Raw genomic sequence first — 18,465 nt, 5'->3', positions numbered from 1 at the left:
GGTAAAGAAAGAGTTAAGATTTGTTCTTTGTTCACCATGCCGAAGGGGCTAACAGCCGCCCTGCGAATCACCCCCTAGAGCTTAACCGTACAGCAACCTCTGTCGAGGGCCGTTACGCCCTGCGATGCCGCCGGCCCCGGCTCAGGCCTCGGCCGCCTGGAGCAGCCGGGCCGCGGCGGCCCGGGCCTCCTCGGTCACCGTGGCGCCGGCCAGCATCCGGGCGATCTCCTCCTGGCGCGGCACCGCCGCCAGCGGCTTCACCCGCGTGGCGACCCGGTCCGAGCCCTTCACCGCCTCCTTGGCGATCAGGAAATGCGTCGAGGCGCGGGCGGCGACCTGGGGCGCGTGGGTGACCGCCACGGTCTGGACCCGGGCCGAGAGCCGGGCGAGGCGGGCGCCGATCGCGTCCGCCACCGCACCGCCGACGCCGGTATCGATCTCGTCGAAGATCAACGTCGGGGCCGAGCCCTTGTCGGCCAGCACCACCTTGAGGGCGAGCATGAAGCGCGACAACTCGCCGCCGGATGCCACCTTCATCATCGGGCCGGGCCGGGTGCCCGGATTGGTCTGGGCCCAGAACTCGACCCGGTCGAGGCCGGCCGGATCGCGGGCCTCCGGATCGGTGGCGATCTCGGTGATGAAGCGGGCGCGCTCCAGCTTCAGCGGCGGCAACTCGGCCTGCACCGCCTTGTCGAGGGCGGAGGCCGCCTTGCGCCGGCCCTTGCTCAGGGCCTCCGCCTTCTCGAGATAGGCCGCGTCGGCACTCGCGAGATCGGCCTCGAGCCGGCCGAGCGCCTCCTCGCCGGCATCGATCACCGCCACGTCGCCCTCGTAGCGCTCGCGGAGCGCCGCGAGGTCGTCGACGGCGACGTTGTACTTGCGGGCCGCGGCGCGCAGGCCGAACAGGCGCTCCTCGACCCGCTCCAGTTCGCGCGGATCGAATTCCGCCGCCTGGAGCGCGTCCTCCAGGCTGGTGCGGGCCTCGTCGAGGGCGACCAGCGCATTGTCGAGGGCCGCGATGCTCGGCTCGACCAGGGACGGCGCCTGGGCCGCCCGCCGTTCGAGCTTGCGGAGCGCCGCCGAGAGATGGGCGGTGGGCGAGCCCTGGCCGGCGACGGCATCGAGGGCCTCGTTCAATTCGCGGGCAACCTTCTCGCCCTGCTGCATCGCGGTGCGGCGCTCGGCGAGTTCGGTCTCCTCGCCGGCCTTGGGATCGAGGGCGGCCAGTTCCTCGACGGCGTGGCGCAGGAAGTCGACCTCCTTGCGGGCGGCCTCGACCCGGGCGCGGTGCTCGGACAGCGCGGTGCGCGCCTTGCGCACCCGGCGCGCAGACTCCGCCACCGCGGCCTGGCGGGCACTCAAGCCCCCGAAAGCATCGAGGATCGCCCGGTGGGTGGTCGAATCCGACAGGGCCCGATCGTCGTGCTGGCCGTGGATCTCGACCAGCGCCGTCCCGATGGCGCGCAGGACCTGTACGCCGACCGGCTGGTCGTTGACGAAGGCGCGGGTGCGCCCGTCCGCGACCTGGACCCGGCGCAGGATCAGGTCGCCCTCGGTGTCGATGTCGGAGGACGCCGCCAGCACCCGGGCCGGATGGTCGGCGGGCACGTCGAACACCGCAGTCACCTGGCCCTGCGCCTCGCCCTGGCGCACCAGGCGGCCGTCACCGCGGCCGCCGAGCGCCAACGTGAAGGCGTCGAGGAGGATCGACTTGCCGGCGCCGGTCTCCCCGGTCAGGACGCTCAGGCCTTCGCGAAAGTTCAGCTCGAGCTTATCGATCAGGACGATGTCGCGGATCGCGAGCTGAACCAGCATGCCACCCTTGCCGGGACGTGAAGGAGGAGATCGGGCGGGTATCTACAGCCGAACGGGCCGCGGCGCGAGTGCGCGCCACGGCCGCATGTTCAGGCTACGAGCCGCGAGGCTCTTACTGCGCCTCGGCGGTGCGCGTGTCCATCCCGATCACGCCGCGGAACGCCTTGCTGATCCAGGAGGCCTTCTCCTCGCGGGGCTGCAGGCCACCGCTCTGGAGCAGGTTGTAGGCGTCCTTGTACCAAGGCGAATCGGGGAAGTTGTGGCCGAGCACCGCCGCGGCGGTCTGCGCCTCGCCGGCGATGCCGAGCGCCATGTAGGCCTCGGCCAGGCGCTCCAGCGCCTCCTCGACGTGGCGGGTGGTCTGGTACTTGCTCACCACATCGCGAAAACGGTTGATCGCCGCCGGGAAGTTGCGCCGCTCGAGGTAGTAGCGGCCGATCTCCATCTCCTTGCCGGCGAGCTGGTCGCGGGTGATCTGGATCTTGGCCTTGGCGTCGGCGGCGTATTCCGAGGTCGGGTACTTCTGCACCAGCTCGGTGAGCGCCACGAGGGCCTTCTCGGAGCGGTCCTGGTCGCGGGTCACGTCCGGGATCTGCTTGTAATGCGACATCGCCAGCAGGTACTGGGCGTAGGCCGCGTCCTTCGAGCCCGGATGGCGCTGCAGGTAGCGCTTCGAGGCGGTGATCGCGTCCTCGTAGCGGCCGCCCTCGTAGTTCGAGTAGGCCGTCATCAGCACCGCCTTCCGCGACCAGTCGGAATAGGCGTATTGCTTGTCGAGGTCGTCGAACTTCTTCGTCGCGCCCTCGTAGTCCCGGTCCTCGAGCTTGGCGAGACCCTGGCTGTAGAGCTTGTTGGGCGGAACGTCGGGGACGACCTCGGTCTTGTACTTCTCGGACGCGAACGGGTTGATCGAGTCGATCGCGTCGCAACCGGCGAGCCCCAGGCCGCACGCCGCGAGCAGCACGGTCCGCAGAACGGTCACCTTCGCGTCGCGAAGCGGGTGGGCGAACGGCATTCGGGTTCTTCCCCAAGCAAGCGGCCTTTGCGGCCGCTGATCCATGAGCCCCTTAGCCCAGGCCGGCGCCACGCGCCAAGCCCGTCACGGCCACCGCGCCGGAGCGCGGAACCGTCGGTCGGGAGCCTCTCAACCCTGTGGGGCGAATGGGGCGCCAAGACGGCGCGAGGTGGTTGAAGTTCCGTGACTCGCCGCGGCGCGGCGACGAAATCGGCAGAATGTGGCCCCGCCGCAACGCGGAGCCGGAGGCCTTCAGAGTTCGGGCGCGTAGACGGCGGCGCCGAGGCCGACGCCGAACTCGGCGAAGACCGGCTCGCGGCGGGCGGCCGCTCCCTCGACGATGGCATAGTTGGCCCGGTCGGCGAAGAGCTCGCCGAGGACCGCCACGTTGAGGCCGTGACCGCCGCAGAAGGACTGGTAGGCGCCGAGGATCGGCAGGCCGGCGAGCGCGAGGTCGCCGACGGCGTCGAGGATCTTGTGGCGGACGAACTCGTCCGGGTAGCGCAGGCCTTCGGGGTTGACCACGCCGCCGTCGCCGACCGCGACGGTGTTCTCCAGCGAGGCGCCGAGCGCGAAGCCGGCCTTCCAGTAGCGCTCGACGTCGCGCATCATCCCGAAGGTGCGGGCGCGGGCGATCTCGCGGCGATAGGCGGCGGGGGTGAGGGTCAGCGCCTTGCGGCTGCGGCCGATCACGGGGCTCTCGAAGTCGATCTCGACGTCGAGGTGGAAGCCGCGCTCGAACGGGCGCAGCTCGGAATAGGCGCGGCCCTTCTCGGTCCGGACGGTCTTGAGCACCTTGATGAAGCGGCGGGGCGTGCCGCAGGAGGTGGTGCCGACCGCCTCGATCGCCGCCACGAAGGGGGCGGCGCTGCCGTCGAGGATCGGCATCTCGGGCCCGTCGATCTCGACGAGGCAATTGTCGATGCCGAGCCCGTAGAGAGCGGACATCAGGTGCTCGATGGTGGCGACGGCGCCGGTCTCGCGGCTGCCGATGACGGTGCAGAGCTCGGTGGCGCTGACCTGGGCGAACTGGGCCTGGATCAGGCGGTCCCGGCCGTTCGCGAGGCCGGTGCGCAGGAAGGCGATGCCGTGATTCGCCTCCGCGGGATGGAGCGTGATCGAGACGGGGTTACCGGAGTGCACGCCGATGCCTGAAAGGCCCGCGGCGGAGCGTAGGGTCGTTTGCTGACTTGTTTTCATTACCTCAGCCCTCGGCCGCGACTCACCATCGTGTCCTGTTGCCAGGCTCACGTTTCGAGGCGATCCGTCCGTTGCTTGAAGCCCCTGTGGGTGTCAGTGCCGGCGGTTCCGCTCGGCCTTCGCCCTTGTGCGTAGGACAGCTATAGTCGCGCTCGAAAGCACGGCCAAATCACGGATTCTTACGATCTGTAACAGCCCCGGGGACCCGCTCCGGCCGCAAAAAACCGTGCTGTATCAAAAGCTTGAAGAACGCGTAAACCCCGAGGCCGGGGGGCCTCGGGGTGTGTCTTTTGGGCGGCACCGCCCCCCTTGCGTGGCGGGATCGTGGCATACGCCACCATCCCGCCGTCTCCGCCCAAAGGCGAAGGCGGCGGGCGGTGCTCCCGGCTCAGTTCGCCTGGCGGCGCAGGAAGGCCGGGATCTCGAGCTGGTCGTCGTCCATGCGGTTGCCGGCCGGCACCGTCCGGCCCTGCGGGTCGAGGTTGCCCTGCGCCGGGCGGTAGCCCTGGGGCTGCGCCTGGTAGCTGCCCTGCGGGGCGTATTGCGGCGCGGGGCGCGGCGCGGGCTGGTGCTGCACCGGAGCCTGATGCGCGGGAGCCTGCGGCATCGGAGCCTGCATCCTGGGCGCCGGCTGCGGGGCATGCGCCGCGGGAGCGGGCGCCTGGGCCGGGTGACCGGCCTCGTCCTCGCGCCGACCGCCGAAGCCGACGGTGGCGAGGCGGCGCAGCAGCGAGGTGCGCTTGGCGTCCGGGGTCACCTGCTGCACCGGCTCCTCGCCGCGGCTGGCCCGGATCTGGTTCTGGGCCGGCATCGGCAGGTCCTGGACCCGGGGCATGCGCGGCGCGCGCACCACCGCCGGGGAGGGCGGGATGAACGGGCCGGAGGCCATCGGCATCTGCGGCTCGGGCGCGGGCGCCGGGGCCGGCTCGTAGACCGGGGCCTGGCGCGGCTGGGCCGGGGTGATCTGGACCTCGTCGCGCATGAGGCTGGCGGCCTGGTGAGCGGCGGACAGGTCCATCCGGGCCGGCTCCGGCGCGGCGGGCTGGGCGTGCATCGGAGCATGCATCATCGGGGCATGCGCCACCGGCTCCGGTGCCGGGGCCCGCGCTACCGGGGCCTCGGCGGGACGAAAGGAGGCGGTGGAGGGGGGCGCCGAGGGGGCGGCGGCCCGGGCCCGGGCCTCGGCGCGCAGGCGCTCGGCGACCTCGGCGATGCGCTGCTCGGTCTGGGCGATCTCCGGCGAGCCGATCGCGTTGGCGTTGATCAGCGCCGGCTCGATGCCGGTGGCGACGACCGAGACCCGGATGATGCCGTCGAGGCTCTCGTCGAAGGTGGCGCCCAGGATGATGTTGGCGTCGGAATCGACCTCCTCGCGGATGCGGGTGGCGGCCTCGTCGAGCTCGTAGAGGGTCAGGTCGTTGCCGCCGGTGATCGAGATCAGCAGGCCGCGGGCGCCCTTCATCGAGACGTCGTCGAGGAGCGGGTTGGCGATCGCGGCTTCGGCGGCGCGGTTGGCGCGCTTCTCGCCCGAGGCCTCGCCGGTGCCCATCATCGCCTTGCCCATGCCGCGCATGATCGCCCGCACGTCGGCGAAGTCGAGGTTGATGAGACCCTCCTTCACCATCAGGTCGGTGATGCAGGCGACGCCCGAATAGAGCACCTGGTCGGCCATCGCGAAGGCGTCGGCGAAGGTGGTCTTCTCGTTGGCGACCCGGAACAGGTTCTGGTTCGGGATCACGATCAGGGTGTCGACGGCCTGCTGCAGCTCGTTGATGCCCGACTCGGCGGTGCGCATGCGGCGCACGCCCTCGAACTGGAACGGCTTCGTCACGACGCCGACCGTCAGGATGCCCATGTCGCGGGCGGTGCGGGCGATGACCGGGGCGGCGCCGGTGCCGGTGCCGCCGCCCATGCCGGCGGTGATGAAGCACATGTGGGCGCCCGAGAGCTGATCGCGGATCTCGTCGATCACCTCCTCGGCGGCGGCGCGGCCGACATCCGGCTGCGAGCCGGCGCCGAGGCCTTGCGTCACCCCGATGCCCATCTGGATCACGCGCTCGGCCTTCGAGGAGGTCAGCGCCTGGGCGTCGGTGTTGGCGACCACGAACTCGCAGCCGAGGAGGCCCGACTCGATCATGTTGTTGACGGCGTTGCCGCCGGCGCCGCCGACGCCGAACACGGTGATGCGGGGCTTCAGTTCGCGGATGTCCGGAGCTTGCAGGGAGATGGCCATGATGCGCGAGCCTCTGATGATCGTTACGTTTCTGGTGGCGCCTTGGACGGCGCCGTTTGCCGTCCCGCCTCTCCGGCGCGGCCCGTTTCCGGGGCCCGCGCCGGGAGGCGATCCCGTTAGAAGCTCTCCGCGAACCAGCGTCCGAACTTGGAGAGGTAGCTGTTGGAGACGAGGCCCGGGCGGCCGGACTGGCCGCGCGGCTCGAAATGCTCGACGTGGGAGACCTGGGGATAGACCAGGAGACCCACGGCGGCCGAGAAGGCCGGCCCCTTGGCGGCCTCGGGCAGCCCCTTGATCCCGAGCGGCCGGCCGATCCGGACCTGGCCCTGCAGGATGCGGCGGGCGACCTCGGGCAGGCCGACGAGCTGGCTGGCGCCCCCCGTCAGCACCACCCGGCGCCCGGCCTGGGCGGCGAAGCCCGCGTTGCGCAGGCGGTCGCGCACCAGTTCCAGCACCTCCTCGACCCGCGGGCGGATGATCCGCACGAGGTGCGACTTCGGGATGTGGTGCGGCAGGTCGCGCTCGTCCTCGTCGACGCCGTGGACCGCGATCATGTCGCGCTCGTCCGACGCCGTCGCCATGGCGGCGCCGTAGAGGGTCTTGAGCCGCTCGGCCGCCGCCACCCGGGTGGAGAGCCCGCGGGCGATGTCCATGGTGACGTGGTGGCCGCCGACCGCGAGCGCGTCGCAATGGACGAGGTGGCCGCCGGAAAAGACCCCGACGCTCGTCGTGCCGCCGCCCATGTCGACGACGGCCACACCCATCTCGGCCTCGTCGTCGACCAGCGCCGAGAGACCCGAGGCGTAGGGGGTGGCGATCACCGCCTCGACCCGCAGGTGGGTGTTCTCCACCGCCAGCATCAGGTTGCGGGCGGCGGCGATCTCGGCGGTGACGACGTGCAGGTCGACGCCGAGGCGCTCGCCGAGCATGCCCGACGGATCGACCACCGCGCTCTGCTGATCGAGGGAATAGCCGGTCGGCAGGGCGTGCAGCACCGCGCGCCCCGGGCTGATGCTGTGGGTGCTCGCGGCCTCCAGCACCCGCTGCACGTCCGAGCCGGTGACGGCGCCGGTACGGACCGGGACCTTGGCGTCGAAATGCTGCGAGCCGAGCCGCCCGCCCGACAGGCTGACGATGACCGACTGCACCTCGACCCGGGCCATCCGCTCGGCGGCGTGGACCGCCTGGCGGATCGCGGTCTCGGCCGCCTCAAGATCGACCACGGCGCCGCCCTTCAAGCCGAGCGAACGCTGGTGGCCGATGCCGATGATGCGGGCGAGGTGGGTGCGGCCGCGCAAGGTCGCCAGCGTCTCGACCGGCTGCAGCTCGGCGACGAGGCAGACGATCTTGCTGGTGCCGATGTCGAGCACCGACAGGGTCGCGCTGCGGCGCGCCGAGAGCGGCTTTAAGCGCGGCGTGAGACCGTGCTGGAGGAGACTCATGACGCGACGCTCACCGGGGAGGAAAAGGGGATCGGGGGGCTGGAGGAGGAGCCGGGTAGACCGGCGGGCGTCACGTCTCGCGCGCGGGTCATGTCTCGGTTCCCTTCGATTTCTTCGACTTCTTCTGGGCCTCCAGGCGCGCCGCCGCGCCCTCCTCGGTCAGCCGCACCACCACCCGGTCGGGCAGCCGCAGGTCGACCGCGATGATGTCCTTCTCGATCAGGCTCGACTCGGCCTCGAGCTTGACGAGGCGGGCCACCGCCTCGCGGGCGCCGGTCTCGGGCAGGCGCACGTCGATGCCGTCGAGCTTGAGGGTCCAGCGCCGGCCCGACACCAGGGTGCCGGCCCGGATGCGGTCCTTGAGCGGGCCAGCGGCCTCCAGGAGCGCGAGGTATTCCTTGGTGCGCAGGTTCGCCTCGTCGCCCACCACCAGCGGCAGGTCGGCGAAGCGGCCGTCGCGCATCTGGTCGATCACCGTGCCGTCGGCGGCGATCACGGCGATCTCGCCGTTGCGCTGCCACAGGGCGCTCGGCTCGCGCTCGGTCAGCGTGATCAGGAGCTCGCGCGGGTAGATCTTGCGGACCGAGACCGCGCCGATCAGCGGCACGCTCGACAGGCGGTCGCGCACGTCGACCACGCTGAGGAAGGGCAGCGAGTTGCGCTGGTCGATGCCGGCGGCCTTCAGGATCTCGGCCGAGTGCAGCTGCACCAGCCCCGAGATCGTGACCTTGTCGAGGCCGAAGCCGAGCGCGCGGGCGGCCATGTCGAAGGGCGTGCCGTAGCGGGCCGAGACCTCGGCATAGCCGCCGCCGGACACGAAGCCCGCCCCCGCGACGAGGCCGAAGAACCCGAAGGCCAGGCCCATCCCGAGATGGCGCGGCATCCGCCGCTCGATCGGCACCGCCACCGAGGCGCGGCGCGGGCGCAGGAACCGCGGCAGGACGCGGGCCAGCAGCGATTCGCCGAGGCGCGGGTCACCGGCGCGCGCATCGCGCGCAGGCGCGCTCCAGGCCGGCGCCGCCCCGGGAGGGGGAGCGGTCATGCCGGCCTCCGCACCGGCATAGCCGGCGGCGGTCAGCGGCTCAGGGAAGCGTCCACCACCATCCATGGGGCGAGTTCACCGAAAACGATACCCGACACGGGCTGCGATCTCCGGCGCGGGGGCGCTTGGGTGGTCCGGGGTTCGCGTACCGGCCCGCCGCACCACCGTCATACCGGGCATCGGAGCCGGCATGGCGTCGTCGCGAAGGGTCGGCACGGCTCACGCCCGGCATCCAAGTGCTTGATGCGCCGTTAACCCCGACTGTCGAACTCGCTGGTAAATATCCGGTAAAATTTTCGCCCCGCGCACAGGGATCGCGTAACCCCGGAGCCCCCCGTCGCCGGGGGGCCACGCCCGGGCGGCGGGTCGGAGCGGGGCCTGCCGGCCGGTCGGGCAGAAGCCGGGAAGCGGCGCGTCTTCAAGAGCTTACATGCCGATCGGCCGGGCCGCGCCTGTATCGGGAGGTGGCCCCGGCGGGGAACGGGGCGCCCCCGACCGCGGCAAACCGGGACGGCCTGAATGGTTACCATCCGGGCCGCGCCGGGGCCGCGGCCCTGGTGATTCGCGAATCAGCGCGCGGCGACGCCGATGCGCTTGATCTCCCAATGCAGGTCGATGCCGGAGGTCTCGCGCACCCGCGCCCGCACCTCCTCGCCCAGGCCCTCGATGTCGGCGGCGGTGGCGCCGCCGCGGTTGATCAGGAAGTTGCAGTGCATCTCCGACACCTGCGCGCCGCCGCGGGTCAGCCCGCGGCAGCCGGCGGCATCGACGAGCTGCCACGCCTTGGCCCCGTCCGGGTTCTTGAAAGTCGAGCCGCCGGTGCGCTCGCGGATCGGCTGCGCCGCCTCCCGGGCCGCGGTGACCCGGTCCATCTCGGCCTCGATCGACGCCCGGTCGCCGGGCCTGCCGCGATAGGTCGCCTGGGTGAAGATCAGGTCGGCGGGCGCCGCGCAGTGGCGGTAGGCGAACCCCATCTCCGAATGGGACAGGACGTGCAGGGCGCCCTTGCGGTCGACGGCCCGGGCCTCGACCAGCACGTCGGTGGTCTCGCCGCCATGCGCCCCGGCATTCATCCTGAGCGCCCCGCCGATCGAGCCCGGGATGCCGCGATAGAAGGCGAGCCCGTCGAGCCCGGCCTCGGCCGCGGCGCGGGCGAGCTTCATGTCGGGCACCGCCGTGCCGGCCCGGATCGTCTCGCCCTCGATGAGGATGGACCCGAAGGCCTTGCCGCCGAGGCGGATGACGAGGCCGGGCACGCCGCCGTCGCGCACGATCAGGTTCGAGCCGAGCCCGATCACCGTCACGGGGACCTCCGCCGGCAAGGCCGAGAGCGCCGCGGCGAGGTCGTCCTCGTCGGCGGGGGTGAACAGCACGTCGGCCGGTCCCCCGACCCGGAACCAGGTCAGGTCGGCGAGGGGATGATCGGGCAGGAGGCGGCCGCGCAAGGCGGCGGGCTCCAGAGCGGCGAGGATGGCGGCGGAGGTCGTCATGGATCCGTTTGGGATGATGCGGGATGCCCCTCCCCGCTTGCGGCGGGGCTGTCTTGGGCCAGGAAAAGGCGCGGGTTCTCTCCTCTCCCTGCGGGCGGGGAGAGGGCTGCGTCCCCGTTCAGGGGATGCAGCGAGCCCGAAGGGCGAGGGTGAGGGGGTGGTTCCGGAGGAGCCTCACGCGTCGAGACCCCCTCACCCTCGCTTCGGCTTCGCCTCCGCTTGCCGTGTCCCCTGAACGGGAACACGGCCCTCTCCCCGCCCGCGGGGAGAGGAGAAACCCGCGCCTCTCCTTTCTCCGGACGAGTCTGCCGCCCGCAAGAAGAGGAGGAGGGGCGGCGCTCCACGATGGCGGCCAGGATGGTTTCGAGGACGCCCGTCACGTTGCGCGCGACCTCGCCGTTCCAGAACCGGAGCACGTGCCAGCCCTGCGAGGTCAGCCAGGCGTCCCGCTCACGGTCGTAACCGCTCTCGGCATGCTGGCTGCCGTCGAGCTCGACGATCAGCTTCGCCTCACGGCAGGCAAAATCGGCAAAGTAGCGACCGATCGGCAATTGACGCATGAACTTGGCCTCCGCCAGGCGTCGGTCGCGCAAGTGCGACCAGAGCGCCTGCTCGGCGGCGGTTTGAGCCCGCCTCAGGGTGCGGGCCCGCGCCGTACCGGGATCGTCGGGGCCGCGCATCGCAGTGTCAGCGGCTCACGCCGCCTTCTCGCCGCTCGCGGCGAGCTCGCCCGGGAGCGCATAGGCCCATTGGGTGATGTTGCCGGCGCCTAAGCACACCACGTAGTCGCCGGGACGCGCGAGCCCGCCGACGATGCCGGCCAGGTCCTCGGTGCGCTCGAGCGCGATGGCGTTGCGGTGGCCGCGGGAGGTCAGGCCCGCCACCAGGGTGTCGCGGTCGATGCCCTCGACCGGCGCCTCGCCGGCGGCGTAGACGGGGGCGACGATCACCGTGTCGGCGTCGTTGAAGCAGGTGCAGAAATCGTCGAACAGCGAGGCGAGGCGCGAGTAGCGGTGGGGCTGGACCACCGCGATCACGCCGCCGTCGGTCGAGGCGCGGGCGGCCTTGAGCACCGCCCGGATCTCGACCGGGTGGTGGCCGTAATCATCGAAGATCTGCACGCCGTTCCACTCGCCGGTGCGGGTGAAGCGCCGCTTGACGCCGCCGAAATTCGCCAGCGCCTTGCGGATCGCGTCGGGCGAGACGCCGAGCTCGTGGGCGACCGCCAGCGCCGCGGTGGCGTTGAGCGCGTTGTGCTTGCCCGGCATCGGCAGGACCAGGTCCTCCATCTCCAGGCGGAAGCCGGGACGGCGGTCGCGGATCATCACCCGGAACCGGCTCTGGCCGCCCTTCAGGTCGACGTCGATGAGCCGCACGTCGGCCTGCGGGTTCTCGCCATAGGTGACGATGCGCCGGTCCTCGATGCGCCCGACGAGGTCCTGCACCGTCGGGTGGTCGATGCACATCACGGCAAAGCCGTAGAACGGGATGTTGTCGATGAAGGCGCGGAAGGCGTCCTTGATCGCGTCGAACGAGCCGAAATGGTCGAGATGCTCGGGATCGATGTTGGTGACGATGGCGATGTCGGCCGGCAGCTTCAGGAAGGTGCCGTCGGATTCGTCGGCCTCGACCACCATCCAGTCGCCCTCGCCCATCCGGGCATTGGTGCCGTAGGCGTTGATGATGCCGCCGTTGATCACCGTCGGATCGAGGCTGCCGGCGTCGAGCAGGGTGGCGACGAGGGAGGTGGTGGTGGTCTTGCCGTGGGTACCGGCCACCGCCACGCAGGACTTGAAGCGCATCAGCTCGGCCAGCATCTCGGCCCGGCGCACCACCGGCAGGCGGCGCTCGCGGGCGGAGACCAGCTCCGGGTTGTCGCGGCGGATCGCGGTCGAGACCACGACGAGGGCGGCCTCGGCGAGGTTCTCGGCCCGGTGGCCCACGAAGGTGCGGATGCCCTTCTCGGACAGGCGGCGCACGTTGGCGTTGTCGGACGCGTCCGAGCCCTGCACCGTGTAGCCGAGATTGTGCATCACCTCGGCGATGCCGGACATGCCGATGCCGCCGATGCCGATGAAGTGGATGGGTCCGAGCTTGTCCGGCAGCTTCATGGAGTCGGGGTCCTTAACTCTTCTTGTTCGATCGACGGCCGCGAGGGCCGAGATGTTCGATGGGCGGCCGTCGGCGGGCCGACATTGTTTGCTTTTGCGGCCGCTAACGGGCCGCTTGGGCGGTCTCGACCACCAGGGCGGCGAGGCGCTCGGCGGCATCCGGCAGGCCGGCCCCCTTGGCGGCGGCGGCGGCTTTCGCGAGCCGGTCGGGATCGCCGAGCAGCGCGCCGAGATCGGCGGCCAGCCGCTCAGGGGTGAAGTCCGTTTGTGGTCTGGGAAAGGCGGCGCCGATTCCGCCCAGAACCGCGGCATTGGCCGCCTGGTCCTGGTCGAGGGATCCTGGCAGCGGCACCAGGATCGACGGCCGGCCGATCACCGCCAGTTCCGCCACCGTCGAGGCGCCGGAGCGCGCCACCACGAGGTGGGACGAGGCCATCTTGGCCGGCAAGTCCTTGAAGAACGGCGCCGCCGTGAAGGCGGCAAGGCCCGCGCCCTCGTAGAGCGTCTGCACCCGGGCGAGGTCTTCCGAACGGGCCTGCTGGATCACCGTGAGACGGGCGCGCAAGGCGGGGTCCAGGCGCAGGACGGCGTCCGGCACCACGTCGCTCATCACCCGGGCGCCCTGGCTGCCGCCGAAGGCGAGGAGCTGGAGCGGGGCGTCCGGCCCGACCGCCGGATAGGGCATCGCGGCGGCCGCCAGCACCGCCGGGCGGACCGGGTTGCCGGTATGGACCCGGCGCGCCCGCGCCTTCACGGGCACGCCCCGCACCTCGGGGAAGCCGGTGGCGATCACGGTCGCGCCGCGGGCGAGAAAGCCGTTGGCGCGGCCCATCACGGCATTCTGCTCGTGCAGCAGGGTCGGCACCCGCAGCATCTGGGCGGCAAGCAGCGGCGGCACGGTCGGATAGCCGCCGAAGCCCACGACCACCGCCGGGTTGAGGCGGCGCACCTCGCGCACGGCCGCCGCGAAGCCGCGCCCGAGGGTCGCGAAGGCGGCGACGCGGCGCAAGGGGGAGCGCCCACTCGACGGGGTGGCGGAGGGCACCGCCACGATCTCCGAGGCCGGGAACTCGCCCGACAACGCCGCGACACGGCTGTCGGTGGCGAGCACCACCCGGATGCCGCGCTCGCGCAGGCGCAACGCCAGGGCCTCGGCCGGGAAGAGGTGGCCGCCGGTGCCGCCGGCGGCGAGCAGGACGAGGGGCTGGGCGACGGTCATCGGGCGGCCGGTGTGCGGGGGATGGACAATGCGGTCTCCGGTCAGGGATCGGCGTCGAGGGGCCCCCGTGTGTCACGGCGGGCCCCCGAGGTCACCCCCGGGCGCTTACCGCGCCGCGTTCTCGTCGCGGTTGAGGAGCGTGGTGCGCGGCCGGCGCCGGGTCAGCGCCACGAGGAAGCCCATGCCGAGGGCGAGCGAGATCAGCGACGAGCCGCCATAGGAGATGAACGGGAGGGTCATGCCCTTGGCCGGCATCATCCGGGTGTTCACCGCCATGTTGATGCAGGCCTGGAGGCCGAACAGGGCGGTGAGCCCGGTGATGGCGAGCCGGCAGAAGATGTCGTCGCTGCGCCGCGCCAGCATCAGGCCGCGCATCACGATGAAGGCGAACAGCAGCACGATGGCGATGCAGACGATGACGCCGAATTCCTCGCCCGCCACCGAGAAGATGAAGTCGGTATGCGCGTCGGGCAGGTGGCGCTTGGCGACGCCCTCGCCCGGGCCGGTGCCGAACCAGCCGCCGGAATTGAACGATTCCTGCGACCAGAAGGTCTGGAAGTTGTCGCCGGATTCCTTGTCCATGAAGCGTTGGATGCGGGCGCGCACGTGAGGCAGGAACTGGTAGGCCGCCGCCACGCCGAGGAGGCCGGCCCCGCCGAGGCCGCCGACCCAGAACCAGTGCAGGCCGGCCACGAACACCATCGAGCACCACACCATGGTGACCAGCATGGTCTGGCCGAAATCCGGCTGCAGGATCAGCGGCACGATGGTCATCGGCAGGAGCAGGACCGCGAGCGTGCCGCCGGGCATGTCGCGCCGGCGCGACCCCTCGGCGAAGGCCCAGGCGGCCAGGATCACGAAGGCGGGCTTGACGAATTCGGACGGCTGGACGCCGATCGGCCCGAACTGGATCCAGCGATGCGCGCCCTTGATCTCCGGCCCGTACTTGGTGGCCGCGATGCACAGCACGATGCCGAGGCTGTAGGTCACCAGCGCCATGCGCCGGATGTGGCGCAGCGACAGGAACGACACCGCCAGGATCAGCGCGATGGTCGGCAGCAGGTACATCACCTGCCGGTTGAGGAAGTGGAAGGTCGGCAGGCCGAGGCGTTCCGCCACCGGCGGACCGCCGGCCATCAGGAAGACCAGCCCGGCCGTCATCAGCACGCCGAGGCCGGCGAGCAAGGCCCGGTCGACGGTCCACCACCAGTCGCCGAGATGCGAGCGTTCCGCACGGGACATCATGGCTTGAAGGGCCCCTCGTTCACCAGCCGCGACCATCGGACGGAATGGTAAACCGAGTGTTGCCGCGCCGCCGCAGCGAAGCGGATCGTCGTGGCGCAGAAGCGGGCCCGCGCGGAGGCTGAGGCCTTCAGCCTCGAAACGTCAACCTTGGAACATGCCGTGCGGCGCCGGCTCGAAGTGCCGGGCATACTCGTCCTCGAGCGTCTCCCACGGCATCAGCATCACGCCGTGGAGCGGCGCCGCGCCGGCCGTCAGCGCCCCGAAGCGCCGCAGGATCAGGGCGAGCTCGTAGGCCGTAATGTCGGGCTTCGGCGTGAACTTGTAGAAATGGGTCTCGTTGTCGACCGGATCGGCACCGATGCTCTTCAGGAGCGTATCGAACATGACGAAGTCCCCCCGTTCCGACGCGACCCGCCGCGCGCCCGACGGGAAGGCTAGGCCGGATGGAGGCGTGCGGCAAATAAACTTGATGGGAGGGGATGACGCTCGGAGCGGAGCCCGGTGCTGAGGTCTTGCGGACGGACCCATTCCATCGTTTGCACCGGCCGATGTCAGGGAGGGCTCGGCCTCTCTACGGGCGGGCAGCGGGGCTGTCCGCAAACAAGAATAGCGCGGGTTTCCTCCTCTCCCCGCGGGCGGGGAGAGGGCCGTGTTCCTGTCCAGGGAACACGGCGAGCGGAGGCGCAGCCGAAGCGAGGGTGAGGGGGTCTCGACGACTGAGACTCTTCCGGAAACACCCCCTCACCCTCGCGGCGAACCTGCGGTTCTCTGCTCCCTTCGTCCCCGCCCGAGGGAAGAGGAGATTTCTGGCGCCTCGTCCTTTCCCAAACGTCCTTGTCGCTCGCGGAGGCCGAAGAGCGCTCACGCCTGTTCCGTCGGACCCTCGGATGACCGCGCACCCCGCGGGACGCGCCGCATCTCGTGGAACTCGACGGTTGCAAGCGTTCCCTCCTGCAAGCGTTCCCTCCGGCTCGGCGAACTCGACGGTGTACGTCTCGCCCGAGTTGTCGACCGACACGATCGTCCCCTCGGTCCCCGCAGGGATCACGGCACCATCGTCGGCGATGGCCGCGGCGGCGGGAACGACGTCGTCGAGATCCCGCAGGCCCGGTCCCGCGACGACCTCGCGAAAGACATATGTCAGGGAGAGCGGCAACGGTCAGCCCTCGTGCGGCCCGCACCAGCCCGGCAGGTACACCGCGTGCTTGGAGCGGGCGAGCGACAGGGCCTCCTCCAGGGCCTCGGAGAAATCCTGCTTCACATCCTTGCGCTTGATGTTCCGGCGCAGGAAATCGGCCCACAGGAACTCGCTGAACGGGGTCGTGTCCTTGGCGAAGCCCCCGGCGCGACGCAATTCGCCGGCGAGGCTGCGGAAGGGGTCGTCGGCCAGGTCCTCGATGCGCTTGGGCACGTCGCCGACGTCCCGGCGCACGCCGTCCGCATCGTAGGGGTGGACCCAGGCGCGGTGGTCGGCCACGATCCAGAAGGCGTCCTTCTCCAGGTGGTGGAGGTCGGCCACCACGGTGGTGAGCACGCTCTCGACCCCCTCCTCCTGGAGGGCGCGGGCGAGGTGGTGGTGGTCGATCACGTAGCGGCGCTTCTTCGGCCCGAGCAGGACCGGGATCATGTGCGAGGCGAGGAACGCCTCGCGGTCCTTGTCGTCGATCTCGCGCCAGCGCCGGCGCTTGGCCCCCACCTCCCGGTAGCCGACCGTCATCTGGGTCGGGCGCAGCTCGGCGAGCGGGACGCTGTGGAGAATCGGGTCGCGGACGGACATGCGGGTCATCGAGGCTCTGCGCGCGGGGTCTTCCGCGCCGGGGTGTCGAAATTCGGCCACACCCTCCCCAGGGTCAAGGCGCCGGACCGAAGCCTCACGGGCTAACAGTTGCCGCCGAAACCGGCCGAACGGCCTAACCCGATCGTCGAAGGACACTGTTTCTATCGCGTAAAGTCCTTTGCCACAAAGGCATTTTCTCTGTAGAATGACGCGAGCGGCCTCGTGCCGATCGATGCCTGCGCGGTGAAAGGCACCGCTCCCGGCCATCCTTGACTTGGCTTCGGTTTGCTCGCCAAGAGACGACCACGGGATGCCGGCCGCGAGGCGGCGCCCCGGCCCGGATTCTGCTTCGTCGTCCGTTCCTGTCATGGATCTGACGCAGGGACAGGGCAGGACACCCGGGAGATCCCGGACTCGAGGCACAGACAGGGCCGGTCGGCCGGCCCGGGACCGCTCGGACGCCACCCCGTCGCGGGGTGGACCGCCCGGTGGTCCCGAGATCCGGCCGCACCGCCCCGGCGAATGGTCGGCGCGCGATGGACACCAACAACCCCCTGACCATGGAGCCCGCGACCTCCCGGGCGCCGGCGCGCCGCCGCGGCTGGATCGTCGCGATCCTGCTCGTCGCGGGCGCGGGCGCCGCGATCGGGTTCGTGCCGGCCCTCGCCCCCGTTCGCGAGCGGCTGGAAGGCCTCCTGGCCCAGCGACAGGGGGTGGAGGGTCAGGGACCGGAGACCGGCGAGACGCAAGCCGCGCCGACCTTCCGGCCGACGAAGCAGCAGCTCGCGAGCTTCGGCATCCAGACCGTGGAGGCGAAGGCGTTCCGGCCCGAGGGTTTTGCGGAAGGGCGGATCGGCGTCAACGAGGACGACAACGTCCCGGTCTACTCTCCTTACGCGGGCCGGGTGACCAAGGTGATGGTCCGGGCCGGCGACCGGGTGAAGGCCAACCAGGTGCTGTTCACCCTGGAGGCCGCCGACATGGTCTCCGCCCTCAACGACTACCAGGCGGCGACGAACGCACTGGCCAAGAACGCCGCCCTGCTCAAGCTCAACCAGACCGTGGCGGCCCGGCTCCAGGAGCTGTTCCAGGCCAAGGCGGTGGCGCTGAAGGACTGGCAGCAGGCGCAGAACGACGTGATCGCGGCGCAGAGCGACCAGCGCTCGGCCGAGGCCGCGCTCCAGGCGGTGCGCAACCGCCTGCGCATCCTCGGCAAGTCGGATGCGGAGATCGACGCCTTCGCGCGGAGCGGCGTGATGAGCCCCGAGACCGAGATCCGCGCGCCGATCGCCGGCACCATCGTGCAGCGCAAGGTGGGGCTGGGCCAGTATCTCGCCGCGGGCAGCGACCCGGCCTTCGTCATCGGCGACCTCTCGACGGTGTGGCTCGTCGCCAACGTGCGCGAGACCGAGGTGCCGCGGATCAAGCTCGGCCAGGAGCTGGAGGCGAGCGTGATCGGCTTCCCCGACCGGGTGTTCAAGGCGAAGATCAGCTACATGGCCGCCGCCCTCGACCCGGCCACGCGCCGCCTGCCGGTGCGGGCCGAGATCGACAATGCCGAGGGCCTGCTGCGCCCCGAGATGTTCGCGACCTTCACGATCCTGACCGGCCGCGACGAGAGCGCCCCGGCGATTCCGGCCTCCGCCATCGTCTACGAGGGCGCCCGCGCCCGGGTCTGGATCGAGCGGCCGGACGGCACCATCGCGTCGCGCAAGGTCACGCTGGGCCTGAGCGGCGGCGGCCTCGTCCAGGTCGTGGACGGGCTCAAGGTCGGCGAGCGCGTGGTCACCCGCGGCAGCCTGTTCATCGACCGGGCCGCCTCCGGCGACAAGGCGTCGTGATGGCCGCCCTCATGACCCTCGACCTCCCGAAGCTC

14 protein-coding genes are annotated in these 18,465 nt (G+C 71.1%); 1 reads left to right on the top strand and 13 read right to left on the bottom strand.

The window, feature by feature from the left end:
* Positions 1–141: 141 nt before the first annotated feature.
* The 13 genes from recN to AC3AOF_RS18335 all read right to left on the bottom strand — a co-directional run bounded on the left by recN (position 142) and on the right by AC3AOF_RS18335 (position 16,589).
* A complete protein-coding gene (gene recN / locus AC3AOF_RS18395; RefSeq protein WP_488346127.1) occupies positions 142–1,815 on the bottom strand; it encodes a DNA repair protein RecN in 1,674 nt (557 codons plus the stop codon).
* A gap of 112 nt (positions 1,816–1,927) precedes the next feature.
* A complete protein-coding gene (locus AC3AOF_RS18390; RefSeq protein WP_236989493.1) occupies positions 1,928–2,830 on the bottom strand; it encodes an outer membrane protein assembly factor BamD in 903 nt (300 codons plus the stop codon).
* Positions 2,831–3,082: 252 nt separating this feature from the next.
* Positions 3,083–4,030 carry a UDP-3-O-acyl-N-acetylglucosamine deacetylase gene (gene lpxC, locus AC3AOF_RS18385; protein WP_488346126.1) on the bottom strand — a complete coding sequence of 316 codons (948 nt, stop codon included), beginning with the start codon at positions 4,028–4,030 and terminating at the stop codon, positions 3,083–3,085.
* Between the two features lie 388 nt (positions 4,031–4,418).
* Positions 4,419–6,263: a cell division protein FtsZ gene (gene ftsZ, locus AC3AOF_RS18380; protein WP_488346125.1), complete on the bottom strand. Its 1,845-nt coding sequence runs from the start codon at positions 6,261–6,263 to the stop codon at positions 4,419–4,421.
* A 116-nt stretch (positions 6,264–6,379) separates the two neighbouring features.
* Positions 6,380–7,705, bottom strand: coding sequence for a cell division protein FtsA (gene ftsA / locus AC3AOF_RS18375; RefSeq protein ID WP_488346124.1), 1,326 nt, complete (start codon positions 7,703–7,705; stop codon positions 6,380–6,382).
* 88 nt (positions 7,706–7,793) lie between these two features.
* Complete coding sequence (locus AC3AOF_RS18370; RefSeq protein ID WP_488346123.1) at positions 7,794–8,813, bottom strand: cell division protein FtsQ/DivIB; 1,020 nt, start codon at positions 8,811–8,813, stop codon at positions 7,794–7,796.
* 503 nt (positions 8,814–9,316) lie between these two features.
* Entirely contained in the window at positions 9,317–10,237 is a 921-nt protein-coding gene (murB, locus tag AC3AOF_RS18365; RefSeq protein WP_488346122.1) for a UDP-N-acetylmuramate dehydrogenase, read from the bottom strand.
* Entirely contained in the window at positions 10,234–10,917 is a 684-nt protein-coding gene (locus AC3AOF_RS18360) for an endonuclease domain-containing protein (protein WP_488346121.1), read from the bottom strand. The genes murB and AC3AOF_RS18360 overlap by 4 nt, the downstream gene beginning before the upstream one ends.
* A gap of 15 nt (positions 10,918–10,932) precedes the next feature.
* Positions 10,933–12,348, bottom strand: a complete 1,416-nt coding sequence (gene murC / locus AC3AOF_RS18355) for a UDP-N-acetylmuramate--L-alanine ligase (RefSeq protein ID WP_236989500.1) — start codon at positions 12,346–12,348, stop codon at positions 10,933–10,935.
* A gap of 103 nt (positions 12,349–12,451) precedes the next feature.
* A complete protein-coding gene (locus AC3AOF_RS18350; protein ID WP_236989501.1) occupies positions 12,452–13,567 on the bottom strand; it encodes a UDP-N-acetylglucosamine--N-acetylmuramyl-(pentapeptide) pyrophosphoryl-undecaprenol N-acetylglucosamine transferase in 1,116 nt (371 codons plus the stop codon).
* Positions 13,568–13,672: 105 nt separating this feature from the next.
* A complete protein-coding gene (locus AC3AOF_RS18345; RefSeq protein ID WP_488346120.1) occupies positions 13,673–14,812 on the bottom strand; it encodes an FtsW/RodA/SpoVE family cell cycle protein in 1,140 nt (379 codons plus the stop codon).
* Between the two features lie 141 nt (positions 14,813–14,953).
* On the bottom strand, positions 14,954–15,196 hold the full coding sequence (locus AC3AOF_RS18340; RefSeq protein WP_236989503.1) for a hypothetical protein: 243 nt from the start codon (positions 15,194–15,196) through the stop codon (positions 14,954–14,956).
* A gap of 775 nt (positions 15,197–15,971) precedes the next feature.
* On the bottom strand, positions 15,972–16,589 hold the full coding sequence (locus AC3AOF_RS18335; RefSeq protein ID WP_488349015.1) for a ParB-like protein: 618 nt from the start codon (positions 16,587–16,589) through the stop codon (positions 15,972–15,974).
* A 536-nt stretch (positions 16,590–17,125) separates the two neighbouring features.
* Here AC3AOF_RS18335 and AC3AOF_RS18330 point away from each other — a divergent pair.
* Positions 17,126–18,430 carry an efflux RND transporter periplasmic adaptor subunit gene (locus AC3AOF_RS18330; RefSeq protein WP_488346119.1) on the top strand — a complete coding sequence of 435 codons (1,305 nt, stop codon included), beginning with the start codon at positions 17,126–17,128 and terminating at the stop codon, positions 18,428–18,430.
* Positions 18,431–18,465: the final 35 nt, after the last annotated feature.

It is taken from the genome of Methylobacterium sp. 142-1Y (assembly GCF_057747795.1).
The sequence above is the reverse complement of the archived record's forward strand: the minus strand, read 5'-3'. Positions and strand labels throughout refer to the sequence as shown.